The sequence below is a fragment of the Bacillus sp. USDA818B3_A genome, assembly GCF_009928415.1.
Classification (GTDB): domain Bacteria; phylum Bacillota; class Bacilli; order Bacillales; family Cytobacillaceae; genus Neobacillus.
On sequence record NZ_JAABNN010000007.1, the window covers coordinates 100,189 to 126,387 of the forward strand.

The following is a 26,199-nucleotide window of genomic DNA, read 5'->3' on the forward strand; positions in this document are numbered from 1 at the left end:
TTTACCCTGCAAATGAATTAATAATAACAGCTGGCAATGCATTTAGATGCATGCTGAGACTTAATATAGTCGACGATTAATTTTGTCATTTCAGATGTTCCAACTTGACGTCCTTCTTTGATTTGAAGGTCGCCCGTATGGTATCCGGCATCAAGGACTGATTGCACGGCATCTTCAATTACTTTTGCTTCGTTATTAAAATCAAATGAATATCTGAGCATCATCGCTGCAGATAAAATCATTGCGCATGGGTTGGCGATTCCTTTGCCGGCAATGTCCGGCGCGGAACCGTGTACTGGTTCGTAAAGGCCTACGCCGTCTTCACGCAAGCTTGCAGAAGGGAGCATGCCGATCGAGCCTGTTAAAACGGATGCTTCATCACTTAAAATATCGCCAAAGAGGTTTTCGGTAACAACAACATCAAACTGTGTAGGATTTGTAATTAACTTCATAGCTGCCGCATCAACCAATACATGTTCAACGACAACATCTGGATATTGAGCTTTTTTCTCTTCCACAACTTCACGCCACATCTTGCTAGATTCAAGGACATTGGCTTTGTCAACGGAAGTAAGGTGCCCCGAACGCTGCTGAGCAGCCTGGAAGCCTTTATCTACAATTCTCTCAATTTCCTTACGAGTATAAGTAAGTGTATCGACTACAGAGTTTCCATCATCACGCCGTTCACTTGGTGTACCAAAGTAAAGTCCGCCCGTTAATTCACGTACAATGAGGAGGTCGCTTCCTGCAACTACTTCTTCCTTTAGCGGGGAGGCATGGAGCAGGTTTTTAAATCCCTTAATCGGCCTTAAATTTGCATATAAATCCAATGCTTTTCGGATACCAAGCAAGCCGCGCTCTGGGCGAAGGTGGGAAGGGTTTTGATCCCATTTTGGCCCGCCTACAGCACCAAGTAAGACAGCGTCTGCTTGTTTACAGGCCTCCACTGTTGAATCTGGAAGGGGAGTGCCATACTGATCAATGGCTGCTCCTCCGATTTCATGGGTTTCAAAGTTAAAACTATGGTTAAATTCTTCCGCAATTGCTTGTAACACATCTTTTGCGGAATTAATAACTTCCTTGCCGATCCCATCCCCGGGAAGTAAGACAATATGTTTTTTCACTAGAAGCAACCTCCTCATTTTCTTGTTTTTTAAAAAGTCCTTTTAGATTAGGCTGCTGATTTCCGCTCCAGGCACTCGCTTTCCGCGGGCGTGCCGGGGAGCCTCCTCGGCGCAAAGCGCCTGTGGGGTCTCCCCAGCCCCTCACTCCCGCAGGAGTCGAGTGCCTTCCGCTCCAATCAACAGAGCCCGATCTAAAAGAACATTATTAAAGCGCTGGTTCTTGAACCACTGCTTTTTGGTTGTAATATACTCGATTGACTGCATTTAAGAATGATTTTGCTGAAGCTTCTAAAACGTCTTGAGCAGATGCGCGGCCGCTGAAGGAGCTTCCATTCACAGTCATTTTTACATGGGCCTCAGCAAGTGCATCGCGCCCTTGACCGACAGAACTCAATCTAAAATCAGTCAAATGAATCTCTTCTTCAATTAGTGCTTCAAGGGTATTCATCAGTGCTTCGACGCTTCCTGAGCCCGTACGTGCTGTTTCAACCTTGTTACCTTCTGGAGTGGTCAATGCTACAGTCGCAGTAGGAAGGTTTGCTGAACCATACTGTACTTGGAAAGCAACCAATTCGTATTTTTTTACATCAATTGTTGCTGTTTGAATATCCGTTAGGATGGTATATAAGTCTTCATCGGTTACTTCTTTTTTACGATCGGTTAAAAGTTTAAATGCAGTAAAAGCTTCAGCAAGTTTTTCAGGCGAGAGGGTATAACCCAATTGATCGATTTTATCCTTAAAGGCATGACGGCCGGAATGTTTCCCAAGAACTAAGTCATTGGACGTAACTCCAACCAATTCTGGTGTGATGATCTCATAGGTTTGTGCATTCTTTAAAACGCCGTCCTGATGGATACCAGATTCATGAGCGAAGGCATTTCTTCCAACCACCGCTTTATTAGGAGGAACAATCATACCAGTTAAACGGCTGACCAAATCACTGGTGCGTTTAATTTCTTTTAAAACTAGATTCGTCGTATAAGGATACTTATCTTTACGAATATTCAGGGCAACGGCAACTTCTTCCAAAGAGGCATTGCCGGCACGTTCACCAATCCCGTTAATGGTACCTTCGACTTGAGTGACCCCATTTTCGATTGCAGCTAATGTATTGGCAACAGCCATTCCTAAATCATCGTGACAATGACAAGAGAGAGCAGCTTTATGGATATTCGGAACATTATCTCGAATGTAACGGAACATCCGGCCATATTCTTCAGGAGTTGTATAGCCGACGGTATCCGGAAGATTGATGACAGTTGCACCTGCATCAATGACTTTTGTAATGATTTTTACTAGAAAATCTAAATCTGATCGCGATGCATCTTCTGCAGACCATTCGATATGCGGAAATCTCTGTTTCGCATATCGAACCATATCTACTGCAGTGTTAATGACCTCCTCAGGAGTTTTCATTAACTTATATTTCATATGAATAGGGGAGGTAGCAATGAATACATGCAATCTTGGTTCTGCTGCATCTTTTAAAGCATCCCACGCAATGTCGATGTCCGATTTAGTTGCACGTGCAAGACCAGTAACGGAGGAGTTTTTTATCGTCCGGGCAATGGCTCTTACTGCTTCAAAATCACCTTGAGAGGAAGCCGGAAAGCCGGCCTCCATAATATTAACTCCAAACCGTTCTAGCTGTCTGGCAATCTCTAATTTCTCAAGCTGGTTTAAATTTACACCAGGGGACTGTTCACCATCACGTAAGGTTGTATCAAAGATGTTAACGTGAACCATTTACCACCACTTCTTTCTTAGCGTTTACTGGCTTGTTCTTTATAAACGGCATTAACGCACGAAGCTCGCGGCCGACAACCTCGATTTGGTGATTGTTTTCAGCACGGTTAATCGCGTTGAATTGCGGGCGGTTCGTTTGGTTCTCTAAGATCCAGCCTTGAGCAAACTTACCAGTTTGGATATCTTTTAAAACTTCTTTCATGCGTGCTTTTGTATCTTCGTTGACAACGCGTGGTCCAGATACGAAATCTCCCCATTGAGCAGTGTCAGAGATAGAATAACGCATGTTTTCTAATCCACCTTCATATAAAAGGTCAACGATTAATTTTAATTCGTGTAAACACTCGAAGTAAGCAACTTCAGGCTGATAACCAGCTTCAACTAATGTTTCGAAGCCTGCTTTGATAAGGGCAGTAGCACCACCGCAAAGAACTGCTTGCTCTCCGAATAAATCTGTTTCTGTTTCTTCTTGGAAAGAAGTTTCTAATACTCCGGCACGAGCAGAGCCGATTCCTTTTGCATAAGCAAGTGCAACATCACGTGCTTGACCAGTGTAGTCTTGGTATACCGCATATAGAGCAGGTACTCCGGCACCTTCAGTATAAGTACGGCGAACTAAATGTCCTGGGCCTTTTGGTGCTACTAAGAATACGTCAACATCAGCAGGAGGAACGATTTGGCTGAAGTGAACATTAAAACCATGTGCAAATACTAAAGCATTACCTGCTTCAAGGTTATCTTTGATGCTTTCTTCATATACTTTTGGCTGCATTTCATCTGGAAGAAGAACCATAACTACTTCAGCAGCTGCAGTTGCTTCTGCAACAGAAGTAACTTCTAAACCATCTTCAACTGCCTTATCCCATGATTTCCCTTCACGTAAACCAACAACTACATCAAAGCCGCTTTCTTTTAAGTTTAAAGCATGAGCATGACCTTGAGAGCCATATCCGATTACTGCGATTTTCTTTCCTTGTAAAACTTCCTCTTGAATATCTCCGTTATAAAGTACTTTTACCATTATGAATCATCCCTTCAAATATATTGTTATTTTAATAGTGAATAGGTTGCTAGATCGTTTACTTGTGGCTGGTGCCCGCGCTGGAGGGCAGTCAGACCGGTTCTGGCAATTTCTTTAATGCCGTAAGGCCGGAGCATTTCGATCAAAGCATCAATTTTATCAGGACGTCCTGTAATTTGGACGGCGAGACTATCTTTACTTACATCAATAATTAAGGCACGGAACGGATCAATAATTCCGTTGATTTCACTGCGCAATTGGCTGTTAGAAGCTACTTTAATTAAGGCTAGTTCGCGGGCAACAATTGCTTTATCAGTAATATCGGAAACTTTTAATACATCAATCTGCTTGTTTAATTGTTTTGTTACCTGTTCAAGACGCTGTTCGTCTTCCACTTCAACTACCAGGGTCATTTTTGAAATACCTTCCGTTTCGGATGGACCGACGGAGATACTTTCAATATTGAATTGGCGTCTTTGCAAGAGACCTGTGACTCGGTTTAGAACACCGCTTCGGTCTTGTACAGTTGCTGTTATGATCCGTTTCATGGTTTCACCCCTAACATTTCATGAATTCCTTTACCAGGGGCAATCATCGGGAATACTTTCTCTTGTTGAAGTACACGGCAATCAACTAGTACTGGACCGTTATGAGCAAATACTTCCGGTAATACCGTGATTAGTTCTTCCTGATTGTTAACCTGATAGCCCTTGATTGAATAGCTGTCAGCCAGTTTGACAAAATCAGGCTGTGTATGAAGGATCGATTCTGAAATCCGGTTTCCGTGTAAGAGTTCCTGCCATTGTCGAACCATACCTAGAGCGCCATTGTTGACAATGATGATCTTCACTGGAAGATTTCTTTCATAAATAATCCCTAATTCCTGAAGTGTCATCTGGAAGCCGCCATCGCCAACAATCGCGACTACTGTACTTTCAGGTTCAGCAATTTGAGCGCCAATTGCAGCAGGGAAGCCAAAGCCCATGGTGCCAAGTCCACCAGAAGTAATCCAGCGGTGCGGCTGTTTAAAGGTGTAATACTGTGCTGCCCACATTTGATGCTGACCTACATCAGTGGAGACGATGGCGTCACCGTTTGTTACTTTGTGAACTGCTTCAATCACCCATTGAGGACACATACCATTTGGATCATGTTTATACCAAAGCGGATATTCCTGCTTGTTATCAGTCAGTTTTTGGCGCCACTCAGCAGCTTCAGGTGAAGTGATTTCCTGCTCTAGCAGTTGAGTTAATGCTTCTTTAGAATCAGAAACAATTGGAATATGTGTTGGAACATTTTTACCAATTTCTGCTGGGTCGATGTCAATATGGGCAACTTTCGCAAAAGGTGCGAAGTGTTTCAGGTTTCCTGTCAGCCTGTCATCGAAACGGGCACCAAAGTTGATAAGCAAATCACATTCATAAATGGCCATGTTTGCTGCATAGGTTCCATGCATTCCACCCATTCCTAATGAAAGGGGATTATCTGCAGGAAATGTTCCAAGTCCAAGTAAAGTGGTGACTACAGGGATTTGGTATTTTTCCGCAAATGCAGTTAACTCGGCTGATGCCTTTCCATGAAGAACACCGGCACCTGAAAGAATAAGAGGCTTCGCTGCCTTTGAAATGGATTCAGCGAGTTTTTTAATTTGTAATGGATTTGGCTTTAGAGTTGGCTGGTATCCAGGTAAATTAATGCTCGCTTCTTCAGGCTCTTCGGTTAATACTCCTGCGGAGATATCTTTAGGGATATCGACTAAGACTGGTCCCGGTCGTCCGGTAGAAGCAATGTGGAAAGCTTCCTTGACGATTCTTGGCAGATCCTCAATGGACTGTACCTGATAGTTATGTTTGGTAATCGGTGTTGTGATCGCCATAATATCCGCTTCTTGGAATGCGTCTGTTCCGATGATGTTTCTTGCAACCTGTCCTGTGAAAACGACAAGCGGCAGGGAATCCATCATAGCATCAGTGATACCAGTAACAAGGTTGGTTGCGCCGGGTCCTGAGGTTGCAATAACAACGCCAGGTTTGCCAGTGACACGGGCATATCCTTCAGCTGCATGGATCATTCCTTGTTCATGTCGGAAGAGAACATGCTCGATGGTACCCTGGGCCCGATAAATCGCATCGTATATTGGCAGAACAGCACCACCAGGATATCCAAACAGTGTTTCTACACCTTCTTTTTTCAGTAAGTCGATGAGAAGGTCTGCACCGGTTCTCGGTTCTGTAGTTGTTTGGACCTCAAGGTTTTTTGCTTCTACTTTCACGTCGTAATCCCTCCTTAAGGGTAATAATTGAATGTAGATGTCGGAAAATAGTGATTTGTTATTTTTGTATTATAATATAGAAATTTGTAAATATACAGAATATTTTTTTGGAAAAACGTCGAAATTTGACAATAAATCTTTATACGCAGTCAAAAAGGCCTAATCTCCACGAATTAACTGCAATCACAAAATAAGCAGAATAATCGGGGAGAAAAGGCCTTTTCATTTTCTCGGTACCACCCGTTTTTTACAGTATCCTTACAAATACTGCCTTATGAAGCGAAACTTAAAAGATGCGCTTCTTTTGATAACAGGTGCTTAAAAGAAACACCTGATTGAGCCTACTTTCGCAAACAATTTCAGCCCAACACTCAGGGATGATGTCAGAATAAGTTGTATTACTGGGCTTCCAGCAACCCCAGCTCTCTGAAAATACAATGTCTTATTCCTTTATTCCCGTCTTCGATTTTATATATTTCTTTGTCAAATGATCAAAAACAAATTTTAGTACCTTAGCTTCCTTAGGGAAGGGGAGGAGTACTAGGAATTCCCATTTTAGATAAATCTATATTTTCATTACCCCGCCAGTATTGGCAGAAGTTACAAGTTTTGCATACTTTGCAAGATAACCTGATTTAATTTTTGGCTCTGGTTTTACCCAGTTCTGACGTCGTTCAGCTAACACTTCATCATCCACAATCAGTTCAATGGAACGTGCTTCGAGGTCAATTACGATTTTGTCACCATTTTCAACGAGACCGATTGGTCCGCCTTCTGCTGCTTCAGGTGAGATATGACCGATGGAAATTCCGCGGCTTGCACCTGAGAAACGGCCGTCAGTGATCAGGGCAACTTCTTTTCCTAAACCTCGGCCCATAATAGCGGAGGTAGGAGCTAGCATTTCTGGCATTCCGGGACCGCCTTTAGGACCTTCGTAGCGAATAACGACTACATGGCCGGCTTTAACCGTTCCGTTATTAATGCTTTCTAGTGCCTCATCCTGAGATTCAAAAACAATTGCTTCACCTAAGAATGTTTTAATGGAAGGATCTACAGCACCAACTTTAATTACTGCACCATCTGGAGCAATGTTTCCATATAGGATGGATAGTCCACCAACTGGGCTATATGGATTGTCTTTTGTCCGGATGACTGCTTCATTTGTGATTGTTGCGTCCTTCACATTCTCTCGAAGAGTTTTTCCCGTAATCGTTAGGCGGTTATCGTGTAAGGCACCTTCTACTTTATAAAGTTCATTGATGATGGCACTTACACCGCCAGCGCGATGAACATCGTCCATCGAATAATCAGATGCTGGCATAATCTTAGAAAGGTAAGGAACTCTTTCAGCAATTTTATTGACTTCACGAAGATCATAATCGATACCTGCTTCATGGGCAATCGCTAATGTGTGTAACACAGTATTAGTGGAACCGCCCATTGCCATATCGAGTGCAAAAGCATTATCAATCGCTTCTCTGGTAATGATGTCGCGAGGTTTAATATCTTTTTTGATTAAATCAATTAAATGTCTTGCTGCTTGCCTAATTAGTTCATGTCTCTCTTCAGAAGTAGCAACCATTGTACCGTTGCCAGGAACGGTCATTCCCAAAACTTCCATTAAACAGTTCATTGAGTTTGCTGTGAACATTCCTGAACATGAGCCGCAGGTAGGGCAGGCATTGGTTTCGATTTCAAGCAGCTGCTGTTGGCTGATGGTACCGTTGTGGTATGCACCAACACCTTCAAAAACTGAAGTCAGGGAAAGATTTTTTCCTGTCGTTGGTGAAACACCTGCCTCCATTGGACCGCCTGATACAAATACGGATGGTACATTGGTTCTTGCGGCAGCCATTAACATCCCTGGTGTGATTTTGTCACAGTTTGGAATGTAAAAAACTCCATCAAACCAGTGTGCGTTAATTACTGTTTCAGCACTGTCGGCAATAATTTCACGGCTTGGAAGGGAGTAACGCATGCCAATATGCCCCATGGCAATACCGTCATCAACACCGATTGTATTAAATTCAAATGGAATACCTCCGGCTTCCCGGATCGCTTCTTTCACGATTTCACCGAAACGATTAAGGTGTTTATGTCCTGGGATAATGTCTATATACGAGTTGCAAACCCCGATAAATGGCTTCTCTAAGTCACTCGTTTTTACCCCTGTTGCATATAAAAGACTACGGTGGGGAGCACGATCAATTCCCTTTTTAATCATATCGCTTCGCATTTTATTAGCTCCTTACTGACAATGGGATGGTTTGCCCTTTTTGGGTAACAAGCCATACCGTCGATTATGACAATTCTTTTCCAATCACTCCATCCCCAAAAGTAGGAATAAAGCCATTGGTAAAGATTAATGATTTATTTTCGATTATCATACAACCAATCGGGAACATGGTCAACATAAAAATCTGACAATTCAAACAAATCGGAAAAACTGATAGCGTTTTCATCATTGGTCTAATAAGGAATTTTTAAATAAAAAATTTTTAAAAAATTTTTTATTCTTTTAAGAGGTGGACAGATTATTCGGAGAATTTTCAGTAGTAACTAGGGTAGAAGAGGATTCATGTCCCTTTAAAAACTACTAGGTTGATAGTGGAAAATGTTAGATTAGTATAGTAGTTTATCAACCAATTTTTGCTAAATACTCATAAACCTGCCTTAAATAGATAAACCCTTTTTCTTCTGCTAACTGCAAATAGTGACTCCATATCTTTGCTGTCATAATAGCATCACTTAGAGCGTGGTGGCGGTCCTTAATAACTATGCCGCATTCCTCACACACTTCTTCGAGCGGGGCTGATTTCATATAAGGATTAGATAGACGGATGAGAAAAGATGTATCTACAATACGGTGGTCAAATCTTGAACGTAATACGTCGCTGGTGATTTTTTTCATAAAGGCTTGCTCATGGCTGGCATGGTGTGCAACCAGAAGATCGCTCTTTGTAAATTGGAAAAATTTCATTAGCGCTTCCGCTGCCGTTGGGGCATTTATTAGGTCTTCATCAGTAATATTCGTTAATGCAGAAATTTCTTGTGATAATGGAAGATTTGATTGGACTAATGTATAAAACGTTTCTTGTTCCAAGAGCTGGTCTCCTGTCATTTTGACTGCGCCAATTGAAATGATTTGATCACCCTTTTCGGGATAAAAGCCAGTCGTTTCTAAATCAAAAACAACTACCTTTAATTCTTTTAATGGAACGTCTAAGCTGTTCTTTTGTTTCATTTCTCTTTGAATTTCTCTGAGGAAAGCCATTTGCTGCATGGAGGATTGATTTGGCAGGCTTGCATATAGATTTGAGTTTACTTTACCGGATAATTGCCGGAAAAATTGGATCATTTCATTCATCCTCATCTAAACCATCCTTTTCTAGTAACCTTTTTACATTATGAAAGAGAATTGCTCCGTTCCTTATGATGTCTTTTACTTCCTTTATCTGTTCTTTGGTCAGCTGGTTAATGGTTAAATAGTGCCCTGAATCATAGTCGCTTTGGTCGGAATATCGTAACCGATAGTTTAGCAGCTTTAAGAATTGCTGCTTGAAAAAAGATTTGTCTCGCGCAGGAAACCATATCTCTGGTATTTTTTCGATACGTGAAAGGGAAGGGGTCTCGTGCAATTTCTCTTTTATCGATAGAAGACGAATGGCATTTACATATGGGAACAAGCCGATTTCTTTGATATTAAGTTTTCCTGCATGCGGACCATGAGTTTCTACCAAAAGCTGACCTAATACATTGATTCCTTTTTTTAGGTGCAGGGTATTGCTTAATGATTTCGCAAGAATGTGATGCTTTAGCATGTTTTGATAAATCTTGTCTTTTAATTTTTTAATATAGGCATCCTCACCATAAATTCCTCTACCATCCAGGAAGATCAGCAGGTAGCGGATGGATTCCCATGTCGAACTAATCATCCAATTTGATATTTGCTGTTCCCATTCTAAAAGGGATTTACACCAGAAAGGATTACTGGCCATTACGCCCCCGTCGCAATATCGATAACCAGCTTGGTAGAGTCCTTTTGAGATCTCCTTGCCTAATGTTAAAAAGTACGATTTGGCTTCGTCGGTGGAATCGAGATAAATGATTCCATGATCCTGGTCACTCCATATCGATTGTTCCATTCTGCCTGCACTTCCCATGACGAAGAAGGTAAATGGGGAGGGAGGAGGTCCGATATGGCTGGAAACTTGAGTCAGGGCGATGGCTGCAGTTCTCTTAATCATTTCGTCATGCAGTTCGTTAAGTTTAAAATGATCTAAGCTTGCACTTTTCAGGTGATCCTTTCGATACTGAATGATTTCTAAATATGGGTCATGACTCACATGTAACCCCCCTAAAGTGAAATAGCAGTCAAACACTTATTAAAGAGTTTGACCGCCGAATGATTACTATGATTGTACTTTAAATTGCTGCTCTGCCTTAACTAATTCAGGATAGCCATAGCTGCCGTGTTCGCTGATATCAAGACCGATGATTTCTTCCTCTTCAGTCACACGTAATCCATTCATTACTTTTTTCATCACAGCTAGAAGGATGAAGGAAACAATAAAAGCGAAAGCTGCACAAGTGAAAACTCCTAATGCTTGAACACCTAGCTGATGGAAGCCGCCGCCGTAGAACAGCCCCGGTTTACCAACTGTGGCTAATTCTTTTGTAGCGAAGAATCCAGTCGATAAAGTTCCCCAAATCCCAGCTGCTCCATGAACGGATAGGGCAGCGATTGGATCATCAATTTTAACTTTCTCAAAGAATCGAATACTGTAAAACACTAATATTCCGGCAATAAAGCCAATTAGTACAGCTGCCCAGGTCTCAACGAAGGCACAAGATGCGGTAATAGCTACAAGACCTGCCAGTGCACCATTTAACATCATTGGTACATCTGCCTTGCCTAAAACCATCCACGAGATAATCATTGCTGCGACAGTACCGGCAGCTGCTGCAAGGTTAGTATTTACTGCAACAAAACCAAAGAATCCTTTGTCAACGGATAATGTAGAACCTGCATTGAATCCAAACCAGCCGACCCATAATAGTAAAACACTTAAAGCTGTGAATACTTGGTTATGCCCTGCAAGATTATTAGCTGAGCCGTCTTTGTTATATTTCCCAATTCGGGGTTTTAATAGAATAGTAGCTGCCAGTGCTGCCATTGCACCTGTTAAGTGAACAACCGTAGAGCCTGCGAAGTCTTGTTTCCCATGCTCGGCTAACCAGCCGCCGCCCCAAATCCAGTGAGCGATAGGAGGGTAAACAATGACTGAGAAAAGGACTGCAAATACAAGATAGGCACTTAATTTAGCACGTTCAGCAAACCCGCCAAACGCAATGGTTAGAGATATACCAGCAAAAGCTAATTGGAATAAGAAGAATACTGCGCCAGAAAGTGATAAACTATCGATGTCATAACCTGAATAAAAGAAATTGGAGAACCCAATCAACGGGTTGCCTTCCCCAAAAATTAATCCAAAACCAACCGCCCAAAAGATAATAGAACTGATACTAAATGTTAATATGGTTTTTCCAGCGATATGTCCGGCGTTTTTCATACGGGTTGATCCTGTTTCTAAAAGGATGAAGCCACCGATCATTAAAATAACTAGTACTGCTCCTAACATAACCCAAATACTGTTCATTAAGAATGTAGTATCCATTTATTCTCCCCCTTTTTAAATGATGTTAATTTATATAACATCCTCTGTAGTTGTAACTTTACATTAATTAAGTAATTGTATCTATAATCGTGGGAGATTTTCTAACATGGTTTTTAGAAACTGGGAAGAAATCTTCCTTATGTTCATTGTAAAAAAGATAAAGCCTCGTTTCTTTTAAGAAACAAGGCTTTATCTTTTATGAATTTCTCCGTATACCAAACTGTGCATTGAGTTGTCCCTGGATCATTTTCCGGCGGATTTCTTCTTGATTTTGTTTCTTTTGTTCACGCAGCATTTCCTTTCTGATTTCATGTGTTTGGATTCCATCTTCAATTTTATTGGCGATATCCATTAATAATTCAACATCAGAAAAAGAAAATTTTCGGCTTCCGCCAGCCGATCTCTCAGGGAATATTAGTTTTCTTTCTTCGTAATAGCGGATTTGCCGCTCGGAGAGTCCTGTTAAATCTCTCACTATCCCAATGGTAATAACCTTTTTATCTTTATAAGACAGATCTTTTGCCATTTTAGTCGCTCACCACACCCCATTATTGCCAAGAGTTAGAATATTATAAATATTGTACGTTATATTTTCTCACATGAAAATGGATAATTGAACTATTATGCTTAACTAATTTAATGAATTAAAGTTTGTGGAGTAGAAGGATATTATTTTTTAGAGGGCATTGACTTCTTATAAAGAATCTCCAAATCGCTGATTGTGAGTGATTGAAGCTCCGCAGAGGAATAATTAAAATCAGACTTTTCTAATTTATTAATATAAAATAGTCTAAGTCGTTCCAGACCTCTTCGTAAGTGGGTTGTCAACGTCTTTCCCTCCTTTAAAATCTAGGTATTTTGTAATTTTCTCAATAACTCGTGACCTTTAGAACCCATTGTTTTCATGAGTTCTTCATATAATTCATCACGTAATTTATCTAATTGTAAGATTTGCATCGCTAATTTAATTTCGTATTTTTGATTCATTTGACTTCTCCCCTTCGATAATAAGTTTATATACAAAAATTAACTGATTTTTCTGTTCTTGTCAGTGAAGTTGTTAGAAAGGCTGACAGGATATTTTCTTAAGCGGGGATTGTGTTTGAAAGAATTTCTAACCAATGAAAAAAACCGGCCAAAGACCGGTTCTTGAATTCGAGATTTAGTATCCACCATCAAATGGTGTAAATGGAAAGTTAAAACGATTTTCAACTGCTCTAAGCCGTTGATTCACTCGTTGGAGCCGTCGTTGCAATTGGTTTACATCCCGCTGGAGCTGGTTGATTTCTCTTTCTTGCCGCTCATTTTGCCTTTCAAGCTGATTCACTCGGCGTTCTAGCTGCTGTGGTTGTCTGTCCGGGTCATATGGGTCGTATTGGTCATACAGTCCATGGGAATGAACTGGTTCTGTTGGAACATATGAATGATATTCATCTACTGGAGCATAGGTATGATACTCCGTTGGAATTTGTGGAACTTGGGCAGAATACTCCACAGGAACTTGTGGAACTTGATAATAACCGTAGGGATTCATTTAGGCATCTCTCCTTATGTGATAGTACGCTATAGAATATGTAGACTCATATGGCGTGTAACGGCGAATGCCTATTGAGGAGAGTGTGCCTGGGAAAAATGATCTGTGTCTGTCTTAGAAACATCTATAAAAAACTTATACTTTACATAATATTGGAAATTATGTGGGCGTAAAAATAACGTTTCCACTTGCTTTTATCCTATTAGAGCTGGAAGGATGTTCTAGTGATTATTATTAAATAAAGCCCTATTTATCTGGTTATTAAAGATAAAACATCTATATTATATAGTTTATTTTAGTCTATTAACGTATTAATATAGTAAGAAAATAAAATATTGAATAAAAACACAAAACAAGTTATAATCATTTATAGTTTAAAAATTATAAATCTTGTAAAATTATCTTATATATATAAATAATAGGAGGTCTGAAACATGAAAAAATTTAAACTAGTTACAACCCTTATGGTTGTAGGGTTACTCCTTCTGCTATCAGCTTGTGGAAGTAGTAAGTCTAGTACGGAAGGCAGCGGGAAGAAAACACTTAGAGTCGTGACCGATGCAGCCTATGCACCATTCGAATACCAAGAGAAAGGTAAAATTGTTGGTTTCGATGTGGATTTTGTTAACGCAGTGGCCGAGGAAGCTGGTTACAATGTAAACATTGAGCATGTTGGCTGGGATCCGATTTTTGTTGAGATTGAAAAGAAGACGGCTGATTTCGCAGTATCTTCCATTACCATCACACCAGAACGTCAAGAATCTTATGACTTTACCGTACCTTATTTCAAATCACAAAATGAAATTCTAGTACCAAAAGGCAGCACGATTAAGAGTGCAAAAGATTTAGAAGGTAAAAAGATTGCTGTACAGAATGGCACGACAGGTCAGGCCGCAGTAGAAAAGTTATTTGGAAAAAATAATCCAAACCTTAAAAAATTTGAAAATAACAACCTAGCAATCCTTGAATTAAAAAATGGAGGAGTAGACGCAGTTGTAGCGGACAACTCTGTTGTTGAATTGTATGTTAAGAATAATCCAAAAGACAATTTTGAATTCATCGAAGACGATGGCGCATTTGAAAGTGAATTTTATGGTTTATTGTTACCAAAAGGCAGTAAGTTAAAAGGTGACCTAGACAAGGCAGTTAAGGCAGTTATTGACAATGGAACATATGCAAAGATCTATAAGAAGTGGTTTGGTGCTGAACCTGACATTCAAACATTAAAAGACCAACAATAATCACGATTTAAATTGCGTAACTTCTATAATAATAGGCAGTTACGCAATTTTTAGTTTTATACAACTCACATACTAGGCGGGGGATCGGAATGGATTTTAGGTGGGATATTATTATACAGTATGCACCGCTCCTTTTAAAAGGGACGTTATTAACAATAGGCTTTTCACTGGCAAGTATTATACTTGGTACCATCCTTGGTTTATTCATTGGATTAGGAAAAATGATGCGTAACAAGCTGTATTCTCTGCCGTTTAGATGGTATATTAACTTTTTCCGCGGTACACCATTAATGGTGCAAATCTTATTAATACACTTTGCTGTTGTACCAGCATTTCTTGGGACAACCAATGCAATTGTTGCTGCGATCTTAGCTTTATCTTTAAACTCCGCAGCCTATGTCGCAGAAATCTTCCGTGCCGGGATTCAGTCGATTGATAAGGGGCAAATGGAAGCTGCTCGCTCACTGGGGATGACGCATGGTCAAGCTATGCGATTTGTCATTCTGCCCCAAGCCTTTAAGCGAATGATTCCGCCATTAGGGAATGAATTTATCGTCTTAATTAAAGATTCCTCTCTTGCAGCCTTGGTCGCCGCACCAGAGTTAATGTATTGGGGACGAGCTATGCAGGGCGAATATATGCGTCCATGGGAACCATATCTATCTGCAGCAGCTATCTATCTTGTATTGACTTTAACTCTTAACTTCCTATTAGGAAAGCTTGAAAGGAGGTTTGCAACTGAATGATCGAGGTAAAGAATTTAAAAAAGTCATTTGGAACAAATGAGGTCCTTAAGGACATTAATGTAACGGTAAAACCACAAGAGGTGGTAGTTGTAATTGGGCCTTCCGGGTCTGGAAAGTCAACGTTTCTTCGCTGCATTAATATGCTGGAAACCATCACAGGCGGCCATATTCTGATCGAAGGCGTTGATCTAACGGATAAAAAGACGGATATTAATAAAATTCGTACGGAAGTAGGCATGGTGTTCCAACAATTCAACCTTTTTCCACACAAAACGGTGATTGAGAATATCGTAATGGCACCAATGAAGGTAAGGAAAATTCCTGCTGAAAAGGCAAAAGCAAAAGGACTGGAGCTTTTAAGAAAAGTAGGATTAGCTGATAAAGCAGATGCTTATCCGGATTCTTTGTCAGGCGGGCAAAAGCAGCGGGTAGCCATCGCGAGGGCATTGGCAATGGAACCAAAAATCATGCTTTTTGATGAGCCAACCTCCGCCCTTGATCCAGAAATGGTTGGCGAGGTTTTAGAAGTTATGAAGGAGCTTGCTAAAGAGGGCATGACGATGGTGGTCGTTACCCATGAGATGGGATTTGCAAGAGAGGTAGGCGACCGGGTCATTTTTATGGACGGCGGCTTGGTTGTGGAAGAGAAGGTACCAAGTGAACTGTTTGATAACCCACAAGAGGAACGGACGAAGGCGTTTTTAAGTAAAGTGTTATAGGTAAGAATGGGGGGGGCTGACAAAGGGCCTCCTATTTTTTTGTCAAATGATGAGGTTTTCGGAAAAACATCAAATTTAAAAGATAGGAAGAGCGATATAAAGTCATCTCTTCCATCTTTCGAGCTTATGAATATTTCTTGTAAACATTCCAGCAATAAATTTAAGCATTCCAAATTCAACTATTTTCTCTTTTACTCTATCCTTCATTTCTTCCATAGTTAATTCGGGAAGAGTAAACTCACCATCTTTGTAACAATGACTGCAATATGTAATGCTTTTTGTCCCATTCTTTTCTGTTCCCCCGCCCAATTCATCTTTGGCTAAAGGCATTCCACAGCTTTGACAGCTTTTTAGGTTCTCATAACTATACCTCTCTTCCATTTTGAAAATCAAAAACTTCCGTAATTTTATCTGCTCTAATCCGGTTTTGGCATAACTTAAACAACTGTGTAAGAAAGCGTTCCACTTCTGCTGGAGCTGAAGGCAGTTTAATATGAATAGTGTTAGACCCAAATATCTGCTTAAAATAAGCCTTTCTTTGATCATTTTTCCCGTCGCGCTTTAATGGTTTGTATGACCAGACAAAATGTGGTCCATCCTCTAGCTCTTCTATTTGTCGTATTTCCGCGCAGGTCGTAGACTTATTATGTGCATAAATAACTAAATAAAAGTTGTCATTACGATGCCAGTCAATAAATATAAAAAAATAACCAGTTTCACTGTCTGGACGGAACACCTCATAAGCGGCCAACGTTCGTTTGCCATTAGTCCATTGATGGAATTTGGGAAGCATACCATCTACGATGTCTAGTTTATGGATCTCATAGGCAATGGAAGTAGCTTGTTCTATTTTACCTATTAAAAAATCGGATTGATCCTTATCCAAATCTACTTTCCCCTTTAGGCTTTTTATAGTCCATTATACTTTATTATTCTGAGAAGGGAGTAAGATGGTTCATATCTATTCTTTACTGGTTGGAATGGTGCTATAATTTGTCTGTAAACAATTCTGAATAATAAGTAGGCTTTTGTCTCCAAAATGAAATACAACTGACATCATTTTAAAAAGTTCCTTTGTTAGAATCGATATAATTGGGACTTAAAATCCATACAACCGTCGAATAGTATATGGAATAATTATGATCTTTTTCCATATCTATGACATAGAGTGCTGTAATTGGAGGGGAAGAATATGACGCTGGAAGAACAGCTAAAAGAAAAGACGTATTATAAAATGTTCATCAATGAGCATGAAAATATTCATCCGATTCGCGTTCTCGGCGAAGCGTTTCAGGAAGAGGCAAACAAGGATCTCCCAAACCTATCATCCATACGCTTTTCTCAAGGGGAAGTTTATTTCCATCATAAAGATTATGAGGCGGCCATCTTTAAATGGGAAAACATCACCGATGAACTTGAGCCTTGGGCAAAGAAAAATACAGCCGATGCCTATTATGAACTAGGTCTGCTGTCAACAGCAGAGGATATTTATACCGCTATCTTAACTGATAACTCCACATTAAATACGGAAGTTGCTTTAAGATTATTCTCATTGTATATTGAGCGCGGTAAAAAGGATGCAGCCATTTCTACAATTAAAAAAACAATCGCGATTAATCCAGAATATCCGAATGTTACTCAAATCGCTCGCACCTTTTTTGAAGAGGAACAAGATTGGAATCATGCAGTTGAATTAGCTGTTTCTGAAGCTATAAGGTCTGAGGATTTAAACTGGTTTGAGGTGCTGAACACGTATATAGACAAGGGAGTTACCAAGGGCCATTCACCAAGTTATTTTACCAATGCTTTAACCTTATTGTTTACCTTAGACAAGAAAAGGTTTGAGCAGCTTGTTTCATCCTTGTGGAAAAGTTACGAACATGAGGAATCCTATTTTACTTGGATAAGAGAAATCAATCATCTCTTATTACACCTAGAATTGGAGAGAGAAGACGATTGGCAGGAGCTTTCAAGGCTACATAAAAATGCCTATTTTAGTTTAATTGAAGGCAGATATTTTATTAAGATGCTGCAAGAATTTATCCCGGACTTGTTGACCAATTGGCTTTGCCTTGCGGATAACCGAAACGTCGTGTTGGCATCTGCTGCTGTACTTTCTTGGAACGAACTGTTTCCGGCAACCATGAGTCAATCCATCGTATCTGATGCGGAAAAGTTGATTAGTTTCACAGGGACTGACATGGACGAACTCGAGGAGAGCTTGGCATTATTTGACACCATTATCGAATGGGCAGAAGATCATGATATGGGATCGAGCAACCGCTATAAATGGCTGGTAGAACAATTAGTGGATTTTGATAGACAGAACCTGCTAATTACTGGTTTAACTGGAAGTGGAAAATCTACTTTTGTCAACACGCTTCTTGGCGAAGAACTCCAGGACAGCCCAACTTCTTCAATCGTTATGTTTAAAGACGCGGAAGAAGAGGAAATTACTGAAATCAATGATCGAGAAATCACTAGTTTAGATGGGTTTTCTGAGTTTCAGGAGCGGATGGACCGACGCCGTCATGCGTTAGAAACCATTATTGAATACCGTTTGCCAAACGGGTTCCTGCAAAAAAATAAAGTGGCCTTTATTGACACTCCTGGGTTAAAGGGAAATCACAATGACCGTTATGAAGTGTTGAAAAACCTTCAAGTTGCCGACGCTGTTCTTTTTGTGCTTGATGGGAATGCTCCGTTTACAGATAAAGAACGAGGAATTTTAGTACAACTTCAGGAGTTAGCACCTGATATGCCTGTACATTTTCTGTTGAGCAAAATGGATACAATTGCCGGTGAGCAGGAAGCGGTTAGAATATATCAGGAAACTAAATCCAGAATCCATGATCTATTACCGGATGCAAACGTATTTGCCTTCTCATCTCAATACGAGAGCGGTCAACAGTTGAAAGAGATAGAGGAGCTCATCCAATCCATAAAAATTAAGAGAAACCTAGAGGATAAACGGCTGGCTAAGTTGTTGTACTTTATTAGAACAACGATTGCAAGCCTTCTGCAAAAACGGATTGATGTGGAAAACCAATTGGTAGAATCGATCCGCTGGAATGAAGAAATGCATACGAAACTAAATGGTGCTGTAAATCAGCTAAAGGATACAGAAGTACAAAAGACAAAAGCCATTCTTAAATCCTACCGAGCAATTAGGGGAACCATCCAAAAGGATATCAATGAAAAGGTTCCTGCCATGTTAAAAGAATGCTCCGCGCTTATCAATGAAAATAGTGATTTTAGTAAAATTCATCTTGAACTCAACGATGCAATGAATCGGAAATTACAAGATTACTTGGAACAAACGGTTTTGCCTAAGTTTTATAGTTCACTGCAGGAGTGGATAGGTTATAGCAAAGAAGAGTTTGACCAGGCACAGGAATTTTTAACTGAAATGGGTGACGGTTTTAACCAAATGTATGGGGAAGAACATCTTGCACTTGTTTGTGATTTCAAGGTGCTCGATGATTGGCTTCGTGATATAGACCGGATGACGACTAGATTCCAGCTGGAAAATGTCAATATTCTGCTTCGCCGGACTCCGTCGCAATTTTTATTAAAGAGCGCCGGAAAACTGTTTGGCGCCATATCACAAAATAAAGCAATGCTTTATAACAAGTATAAAGCTTTTGTAGAGAATGAGGATTACGCTGAAACGATTGAAGAAGTTAGTAAGCAATTTTTCCAGCCGTTTGAGTTGTTTGAAAAATCTCTAGAGCGGGATGTAACCTTATTCTTCAAGAGTCCATTAAGGAATTTAACCACTGCAGTTGATGAGGCTAAGTCAGGAATTGAGTCAAATCAGGAACTGCTTAACAAGATGAATACCAATCCGGAAATGTTCCGCGACCCATTAACATTATTCGGGGTAAGACTCCGTCAATTTGAATGGATGACCGTAGCAGGAAAAGGGATGGAAACTGTCTATTAAATAGGTACAAAAAAACATTCCGGTCTTTTGAACCGGAATGTTTTTTTGTTAAGATATTACTTCTTCTCAGATAGCCATTTGGCGATTTTCTCTGAATCTTCTTCAGAAAGCAGATTACTTGGCATCATACCTTTGCCGTCTTTCACAATCTTAAGAATGTCTTCCTCACTGTATTTACTGCCAACAGCTGAAATATCTGGACCCGCTCCACCTTTTAGGTCACTGCCATGGCAGCTCATACATGTATTGTTGAAAATCTCTTCTGCCGCTGATATGGTATCATGATTTCCATGTGATGAATCTTCTGTTGCTGAACTTTCTGGTGTGAACACGCTGTAAGGAACAAATTGAATTTCATGTGGAACACCATCGGCCACAATTTCTGTAATTAATTTGCCTGTTTCTGCATCCCAGACCTGAACGCCGCTAACAGCTGCGCCGCCAAGTGTATATGGATAACGCTCATCCATACCATGGTTTAGCGTCCAAAGCTCTTTCCCATCAGGAGTTACTCCCACATGCGCAGGAACGGTTGTACCTGTTGAACTCCATTCGATTTTATGAGTTTTTACATTAATTTTATAAATTTGATTTCCGCCTGTTGTTACGTAACCATATTTGCTGTCCGGGCTAAAAGCGATATGAATAGGGCCCTCCTTAAATTTAATTTCGCCGGTAACTTCAAGAGTCTTCGGATCAATAACGGCTACTTTTTTAGCGCCCATTACTGCAGCCCAAACATATTTGCCATCTGGAGTCAGGTTGGTTCCATGCACCATGCCGCCAACCGGAATGTTTTTCACAATTTCATTTGTCTTCATATCTATTGCTTCAATCTTGTTTTCGCTCTCGATACTTAGAAACATATATTGGGTATCAATTGCTTTGCCATCCCAATACATGGTAGGGCTCAAGTAGCAGGTACCTTTTCCTGTTTGCAGGTCTTTGATTTTCTTTCTAGCAGCTATATCAATGATCGAAAGAGTCCCATCATGCTGGTTTGCGACATATAGATACTTGTCATCAGGCGAAAGGGCAATATGGTGTGCACCTTTTCCTGCAGGAAGTCTCCATTTCTCTCTCATTGTAATCGGGTCAAGGGCAATTACATAAGATGGTTCATCGTAATTATACCAATCACCAGTGAAGAGAGTTTTAAAATCTTTGGTAAAAGCAATTGCATGGGTGTCATTTAAATTTGGATAATAATCTTTATTGGTTCTTTCGTTAAAGGGGCCGCCTGCATCAATAGTTGAAACAAGTTTATGGAATTTACCATCAATAACCCATAATTTGTTTGCTGTTCCGGCACCAACAAAGGCAATGGTTTCACTGCCTAGCTGTCCTCCAGCGAGTTTTTCGTCAAAACTTGCTGCAGTCTCTATTTTTTCAGCCTTTGTATTTTCCTTTTCTTTGGCGGCGTTTGAAGCGCATCCACTCGTAATTAAGGCCGTCAAGAGAAAAGCTGTCCATAACTTCTTCATACGTCTTCCTCCTAGTATAGGGTTAAGTTAAATATAATAAATAACTTAACTATAAGGAGAAAACCGGTGTGAAGAATTAATGAACGTGGAATATAGTTTCAAAGTTTTGACACAAGTTCATTGGGTCTAATCTGCAAATTCTTGCTAGTTGAAGAGGAGCCATCCATTAATATCCTTTTTCATAATTAACTAGATTAATGTCCGGTGTCTTTCCTGCTGTATATGTCTTTAAATTAGGGATTAGGATGTTTTCAATCACCCGTTTATTATATTGCTCGGTTGCTCCTGAGGTGTGCGGGGTAATAATGACATTTTCCATTTCCCACAGGGGACTCTCGCTGCTGAGCGGTTCTATTTCGAAGACGTCCAGACCTGCACCGGCAATTGTGCCTTCTTGCAGAGCTTTAATAAGTTCTTCTTCCACAACCACTTCTCCCCGGCCAATATTAATAAAAAAGGCGGTTGTCTTCATTAATTTAAATTGTTCTTTACCAAATAAGTGGTGCGTATCTTTTGTATGCGGCAGTGTTACCACGACATAATCACATTTAGGGAGGACCTGGTCTAACTGATCTGGGGTATACATCTCGTCGACAAATTCAGTAGTTCTTCCAGAGTGTCTGACCCCAAGAACCGTCATACCAAATGCCTTGGCAATCTTAGCTGTTTCTTTACCGATTTCTCCAACGCCAATCACTCCGATGGTCTTTTCGTGGATCTCTAGGCTGAGGTGGGCATGGTCCCATGTCTTTGTTTGTTGATTTTTTACATAGGTATGAATTTTTCTTGTTAGTCCCAGCATTAATGCGAAAATAGTTTCAGAGATCGGGTAGGCATGTACTCCATTGGCGCTTGTTAAAATCGTCCCTTTAGCTTGTAATCGCTCCAGCGGGAGTGAATCTACTCCGGCACTCCAGGTTTGCAGCCATTTAAGGCTGGACTCATCACCAAGGCAATAATCTTCTAGAAGTGATTTCCACCCGGCGACGATTTCAGCATCTTTAGCGTGCTTCTGCCAGACGGCCTGATCTTTGCTGGCGATGACATCCCACTCAGGGACAATATTTTTAATTTTTTCTATGTATTCTTGCTTAAGGTTTTGTGTAATAACTATTTTTCGATTGCTCATATAACTCTCCCGCCTTTTAGTTGATATAAAGTAATCATAACGTATCTAGGTGTTCAAATGAATAAAGTTATATAAAAACCGTTAAAGTATTCTGAATTATTGGTTTCTTTGATAAAATGAATGTATAAAATCTGTAATAAAATTCCACTAGTAAATCTTGAATTCACAGATAAATAATTTGGAGAAGGTTGGAAGTCATTTACCAATAATTCTTGTTAAAATTTTAGGATCTGGGGGAATTGCTGATGCGTGAAGTTGTCATTGTAGAAGGCGTTCGTACACCTGTAGGAAGGAAAAATGGGGTGTTAAAGGATATCAGGCCGGATGATTTGGCAGGGCTGACCCTAAAAGAGCTCGTTAACAGGGCGGGTATCAACCCAGCTATAATTGATGATGTCATTTTGGGATGTGTGACACAATCAGGAGAACAGGCTGGCGATATAGCGCGGGTAGCTGCATTAATCGCTGGATTTCCAATCGAGGTACCAGGAACAACCATCGACCGGCAATGTGGTTCCAGTCAGCAAGCTGTTCATTTTGCGTCCCAAGCAATCCTTTCCGGCGACATGGATGTGGTGATTGCCGGGGGAGTTGAAAGCATGTCACGCGTGCCAATGGGGTCTAACTACAAAGGCGCTGAAGAGCCATTTAGTGCGGCTTTACGGTCAAAGTATGAAATGATTCATCAGGGACTTTCTGCAGAGCGGATTGCTGAAAAATATGGATTTACCCGCACTGAGCTTGACCAATTTTCTTTAGAGAGCCATCAAAAAGCTCTAAAAGCGCAGGGAGAAGGATATTTTGCAAGAGAGATTTTTTCGATTGAAGTCACCCTGCCAGACGGATCAAAAGCAGTGATGAATGATGATTCTGGCCCTAGAAAAGGATCAACTCTCCAAACATTGGCCGGTCTCCGTCCTTCTTTTAAGGAGGATGGCGTCATTCATGCCGGGAATTCCAGCCAGATAAGTGACGGCGCTGCGGCCGTTTTACTGATGGCTCGGGAAAAAGCGGAGGAGCTTGGTTTGAAACCGCGCTTTCGAGTCCATACACGTGTAGTCGTCGGGTCGGATCCAACCTTGATGCTTACAGGACCAATTCCTGCAACTGCAAAGGCCTTAGAAAAATCTGGTCTCTCCATCGAAGATATTGATGTATTCGAGGTTAATGAGGCTTTTGCTTCGGTAACACTAGCGTGGCTGAAGGAAACAGGAGCGGATCCAGCCAAGCTAAATCCGAATGGCGGTGCGATTGCGCTAGGCCATCCACTAGGAGCGAGCGGAGCGAGATTAATGGTGACGATGATGCACGAGCTTGAGCGGACAGGCGGAAGATACGGACTGCAAACTATGTGTGAAGGACATGGAATGGCCAATGCGACCATCATTGAACGACTCTAACAGAATTAGGATCAGAAAATAAATTCTAAGTATCTTAATAATTAATCTAGTTAGCGGGGAAAAAAGTTCGGAACAACCAAACCGAACTTTTTTCTAATAATCAATCTTATGTAACACCACTTTAAATAGGTGTATGATTTTACAGTGAATACATATTTAGATATACTATATATAGTACCCTCTAATAAAATCCGCTATAAGTATGCATCTGTAAAGCACGTCAACACAACAAAATAGACAATGAACACAAACAACAATATCCCACAAAAGCTTGAAAAGAACTATACATAAACCTTCCTTTGTTAGGTCAGCAGAGGAAGATAGTTCAAATCTGCTTAGTTTTGATGAGGAATAATAACTAAGTGATAATAATTTTAGTTAAGGTATTTTATTAACGCGATTCTTTAAGGGTTAGTTACTATTACTTCAGAAAAAAAATACTCCATTTAATTGGTTTTGCATGTTCTAATATGTTCTCCAATCGAAGTAAAAGCCCTCTGCGAATAATTCAAAGATGGGAGTTTTAAATTTATTATGAGAAAGAATTCAGGTGTTTTTTACGTTTCTTTAGCTATACTACTACTTCTTGTTCTTGTAGGAATTGTTATACCTACAAAACTTGAAAGTGTGACTAGTAGTTTGCAAGCTTATATTACAGATACATTTGGCTGGTACTACTTAATTGTTGTGACGATGTTTGTTGGTGTTTGTTTGTATTTATTAGTAAGCCCGATTGGTCGAATAAAACTTGGGAAACAGGAGGACAAGCCTGAGTTTTCACGACCAACCTGGCTTGCGATGCTCTTTAGTGCGGGAATGGGAATCGGACTGGTGTTCTATGGTACGGCTGAACCAATAAGCCACTATGTAATCAGTTCGCCAACAGGTGAAACGGGTACGGATCAAGGGATAAAGGATGCAATGAGATTTACCTTCTTTCATTGGGGCATTCACGCATGGGCAATCTATGGAATCGTAGCTCTATGTTTAGCATACTTTACCTTTAGAAAAGGTGAGAGGGGATTAATTAGTGCGACATTAAAGCCGATAATTGGAAAAAAGGCAAATGGGCTTGTTGGGAAAGCCATTGATGTAATTGCTGTTATTGCAACTGTTATTGGTGTCGCGACTACACTAGGATTTGGTGCGGTACAAATTAATGGGGGATTATCATATTTATTTGATATACCTTCCAATATTATCAGTCAATTCCTTATTATACTTGTTGTTACGGTCTTATTTATGATTTCAGCATTATCAGGATTAGGAAAAGGGATCAAAATCCTTAGCAATGCTAACATGATTCTTGCTTTTGTACTTTTTCTATTAATGTTCCTATTTGGTCCAACACTGTTTACGTTAAATTTATTTACAGATACACTGGGAACTTATCTACAAAACCTAGTTAGAATGAGTTTCCGCATTGCTCCACTTAGTGAAGCAAATCGTAGCTGGATCAATGGATGGACCATATTTTATTGGGCATGGTGGATTGCCTGGTCTCCATTTGTAGGAATTTTTATTGCCCGAGTATCAAAAGGCCGAACCATCCGCGAATTTGTGACATATGTTTTACTCGCTCCTTCCCTCATCGGATTTATCTGGTTCTCCGTTTTTGGAGGCTCCGCCATGTGGCTTGAACACGAAGGGATTGCCACTATTTCGAAGTTAGCGACCGAAGAATCACTTTTTGGTGTGTTTGAAAATTATCCAATGAGTACGTTTGTTTCGATTCTAGCAATCATTCTTATTGGTACTTTCTTTATTACATCAGCTGATTCAGGTACGTATGTCCTGGGGATGATGACAACCAATGGATCCCCAAACCCAAGCAGCCGCATAAAAATAATTTGGGGTGTGCTGCTTACAGCCATAGCTCTCGTCCTATTATATTCAGGTGGACTACAAGCTCTGCAAAACACAATGATTATTGCTGCCCTTCCATTTTCATTCATAATGGCATTAATGACAATAAGTTTGGTTAAAGAGCTGAATAAGGAAATAAAAGAACATAAGCTAGTAGAACCCCAAAGGAGAGGTGCCTAAAGAAAGCATATTTGTCAACTATAGGTTGACAAATATGCTTTTTTACTGTTCTGTATTTAATTGCCAGGGAACCTATTAAATTCATTCTCTGGCAATTAAATAGATAAAGCGA

22 protein-coding genes are annotated in these 26,199 nt (G+C 40.3%); 6 read left to right on the forward strand and 16 right to left on the reverse strand.

What is annotated here, in order from left to right; all coding sequences use genetic code 11:
• Positions 1-17: 17 nt before the first annotated feature.
• From leuB to GXK58_RS27560, 12 genes are all read right to left on the reverse strand, one after another.
• Positions 18-1,124 (reverse strand): 3-isopropylmalate dehydrogenase, encoded by a 1,107-nt coding sequence (leuB, locus tag GXK58_RS14435; RefSeq protein ID WP_160723854.1) that lies wholly within the window; start codon positions 1,122-1,124, stop codon positions 18-20.
• A gap of 205 nt (positions 1,125-1,329) precedes the next feature.
• On the reverse strand, positions 1,330-2,871 hold the full coding sequence (locus GXK58_RS14440) for a 2-isopropylmalate synthase (protein ID WP_160723855.1): 1,542 nt from the start codon (positions 2,869-2,871) through the stop codon (positions 1,330-1,332).
• Positions 2,858-3,892: a ketol-acid reductoisomerase gene (ilvC, locus tag GXK58_RS14445; protein WP_160723856.1), complete on the reverse strand. Its 1,035-nt coding sequence runs from the start codon at positions 3,890-3,892 to the stop codon at positions 2,858-2,860. Before ilvC ends, GXK58_RS14440 begins: the two co-directional genes overlap by 14 nt.
• Positions 3,893-3,918: 26 nt before the next feature.
• Positions 3,919-4,440, reverse strand: a complete 522-nt coding sequence (gene ilvN, locus GXK58_RS14450) for an acetolactate synthase small subunit (RefSeq protein WP_098527357.1) — start codon at positions 4,438-4,440, stop codon at positions 3,919-3,921.
• Positions 4,437-6,164, reverse strand: a complete 1,728-nt coding sequence (gene ilvB / locus GXK58_RS14455; RefSeq protein ID WP_160723857.1) for an acetolactate synthase large subunit — start codon at positions 6,162-6,164, stop codon at positions 4,437-4,439. The genes ilvN and ilvB overlap by 4 nt, the downstream gene beginning before the upstream one ends.
• A gap of 565 nt (positions 6,165-6,729) precedes the next feature.
• Entirely contained in the window at positions 6,730-8,400 is a 1,671-nt protein-coding gene (gene ilvD / locus GXK58_RS14460; protein ID WP_160723858.1) for a dihydroxy-acid dehydratase, read from the reverse strand.
• Between the two features lie 402 nt (positions 8,401-8,802).
• A complete protein-coding gene (locus GXK58_RS14465; protein WP_160723859.1) occupies positions 8,803-9,537 on the reverse strand; it encodes an exonuclease domain-containing protein in 735 nt (244 codons plus the stop codon).
• A complete protein-coding gene (locus tag GXK58_RS14470) occupies positions 9,524-10,510 on the reverse strand; it encodes a DUF294 nucleotidyltransferase-like domain-containing protein (protein ID WP_237389677.1) in 987 nt (328 codons plus the stop codon). Before GXK58_RS14470 ends, GXK58_RS14465 begins: the two co-directional genes overlap by 14 nt.
• 66 nt (positions 10,511-10,576) lie before the next feature.
• The gene (locus GXK58_RS14475) at positions 10,577-11,842 is read right to left on the reverse strand and encodes an ammonium transporter (protein WP_160723860.1); all 1,266 of its coding nucleotides are present in this window, start codon (positions 11,840-11,842) and stop codon (positions 10,577-10,579) included.
• A gap of 196 nt (positions 11,843-12,038) precedes the next feature.
• Positions 12,039-12,368: a MerR family transcriptional regulator gene (locus tag GXK58_RS14480; protein ID WP_160723861.1), complete on the reverse strand. Its 330-nt coding sequence runs from the start codon at positions 12,366-12,368 to the stop codon at positions 12,039-12,041.
• Between the two features lie 323 nt (positions 12,369-12,691).
• Positions 12,692-12,829 (reverse strand): hypothetical protein, encoded by a 138-nt coding sequence (locus GXK58_RS27025; protein WP_202171368.1) that lies wholly within the window; start codon positions 12,827-12,829, stop codon positions 12,692-12,694.
• A 175-nt stretch (positions 12,830-13,004) separates the two neighbouring features.
• Positions 13,005-13,376 carry a PspA/IM30 family protein gene (locus tag GXK58_RS27560; RefSeq protein ID WP_160723862.1) on the reverse strand — a complete coding sequence of 124 codons (372 nt, stop codon included), beginning with the start codon at positions 13,374-13,376 and terminating at the stop codon, positions 13,005-13,007.
• A gap of 434 nt (positions 13,377-13,810) precedes the next feature.
• Here GXK58_RS27560 and GXK58_RS14490 point away from each other — a divergent pair, with 434 nt between their 5' ends.
• The 3 genes from GXK58_RS14490 to GXK58_RS14500 all read left to right on the forward strand — a co-directional run bounded on the left by GXK58_RS14490 (position 13,811) and on the right by GXK58_RS14500 (position 16,082).
• Complete coding sequence (locus tag GXK58_RS14490) at positions 13,811-14,617, forward strand: basic amino acid ABC transporter substrate-binding protein (RefSeq protein ID WP_160723863.1); 807 nt, start codon at positions 13,811-13,813, stop codon at positions 14,615-14,617.
• Positions 14,618-14,706: 89 nt separating this feature from the next.
• Positions 14,707-15,363, forward strand: a complete 657-nt coding sequence (locus GXK58_RS14495) for an amino acid ABC transporter permease (RefSeq protein ID WP_160723864.1) — start codon at positions 14,707-14,709, stop codon at positions 15,361-15,363.
• A complete protein-coding gene (locus GXK58_RS14500; protein WP_160723865.1) occupies positions 15,360-16,082 on the forward strand; it encodes an amino acid ABC transporter ATP-binding protein in 723 nt (240 codons plus the stop codon). The genes GXK58_RS14495 and GXK58_RS14500 overlap by 4 nt, the downstream gene beginning before the upstream one ends.
• A 102-nt stretch (positions 16,083-16,184) precedes the next feature.
• Here GXK58_RS14500 and GXK58_RS14505 read toward each other — a convergent pair whose 3' ends face one another.
• A complete protein-coding gene (locus GXK58_RS14505; protein WP_237389678.1) occupies positions 16,185-16,463 on the reverse strand; it encodes a zinc ribbon domain-containing protein in 279 nt (92 codons plus the stop codon).
• Complete coding sequence (locus GXK58_RS14510; protein WP_160723866.1) at positions 16,447-16,968, reverse strand: hypothetical protein; 522 nt, start codon at positions 16,966-16,968, stop codon at positions 16,447-16,449. Before GXK58_RS14510 ends, GXK58_RS14505 begins: the two co-directional genes overlap by 17 nt.
• Positions 16,969-17,274: 306 nt before the next feature.
• Between GXK58_RS14510 and GXK58_RS14515 the strand changes: the two genes are divergently transcribed.
• Entirely contained in the window at positions 17,275-20,028 is a 2,754-nt protein-coding gene (locus GXK58_RS14515; RefSeq protein WP_160723867.1) for a dynamin family protein, read from the forward strand.
• Positions 20,029-20,084: 56 nt separating this feature from the next.
• Here the strand turns inward: GXK58_RS14515 and GXK58_RS14520 are convergent, their stop codons facing one another.
• Positions 20,085-21,512 carry a c-type cytochrome gene (locus GXK58_RS14520; RefSeq protein WP_160723868.1) on the reverse strand — a complete coding sequence of 476 codons (1,428 nt, stop codon included), beginning with the start codon at positions 21,510-21,512 and terminating at the stop codon, positions 20,085-20,087.
• A gap of 166 nt (positions 21,513-21,678) precedes the next feature.
• On the reverse strand, positions 21,679-22,641 hold the full coding sequence (locus GXK58_RS14525) for a D-2-hydroxyacid dehydrogenase (RefSeq protein WP_160723869.1): 963 nt from the start codon (positions 22,639-22,641) through the stop codon (positions 21,679-21,681).
• Between the two features lie 245 nt (positions 22,642-22,886).
• Between GXK58_RS14525 and GXK58_RS14530 the strand changes: the two genes are divergently transcribed.
• Both GXK58_RS14530 and GXK58_RS14535 read left to right on the forward strand, forming a co-directional pair.
• Positions 22,887-24,041: a thiolase family protein gene (locus GXK58_RS14530; protein WP_160723870.1), complete on the forward strand. Its 1,155-nt coding sequence runs from the start codon at positions 22,887-22,889 to the stop codon at positions 24,039-24,041.
• A gap of 534 nt (positions 24,042-24,575) precedes the next feature.
• Positions 24,576-26,087, forward strand: a complete 1,512-nt coding sequence (locus tag GXK58_RS14535; RefSeq protein ID WP_160723871.1) for a glycine betaine uptake BCCT transporter — start codon at positions 24,576-24,578, stop codon at positions 26,085-26,087.
• The last annotated feature ends 112 nt before the right edge of the window (positions 26,088-26,199 follow it).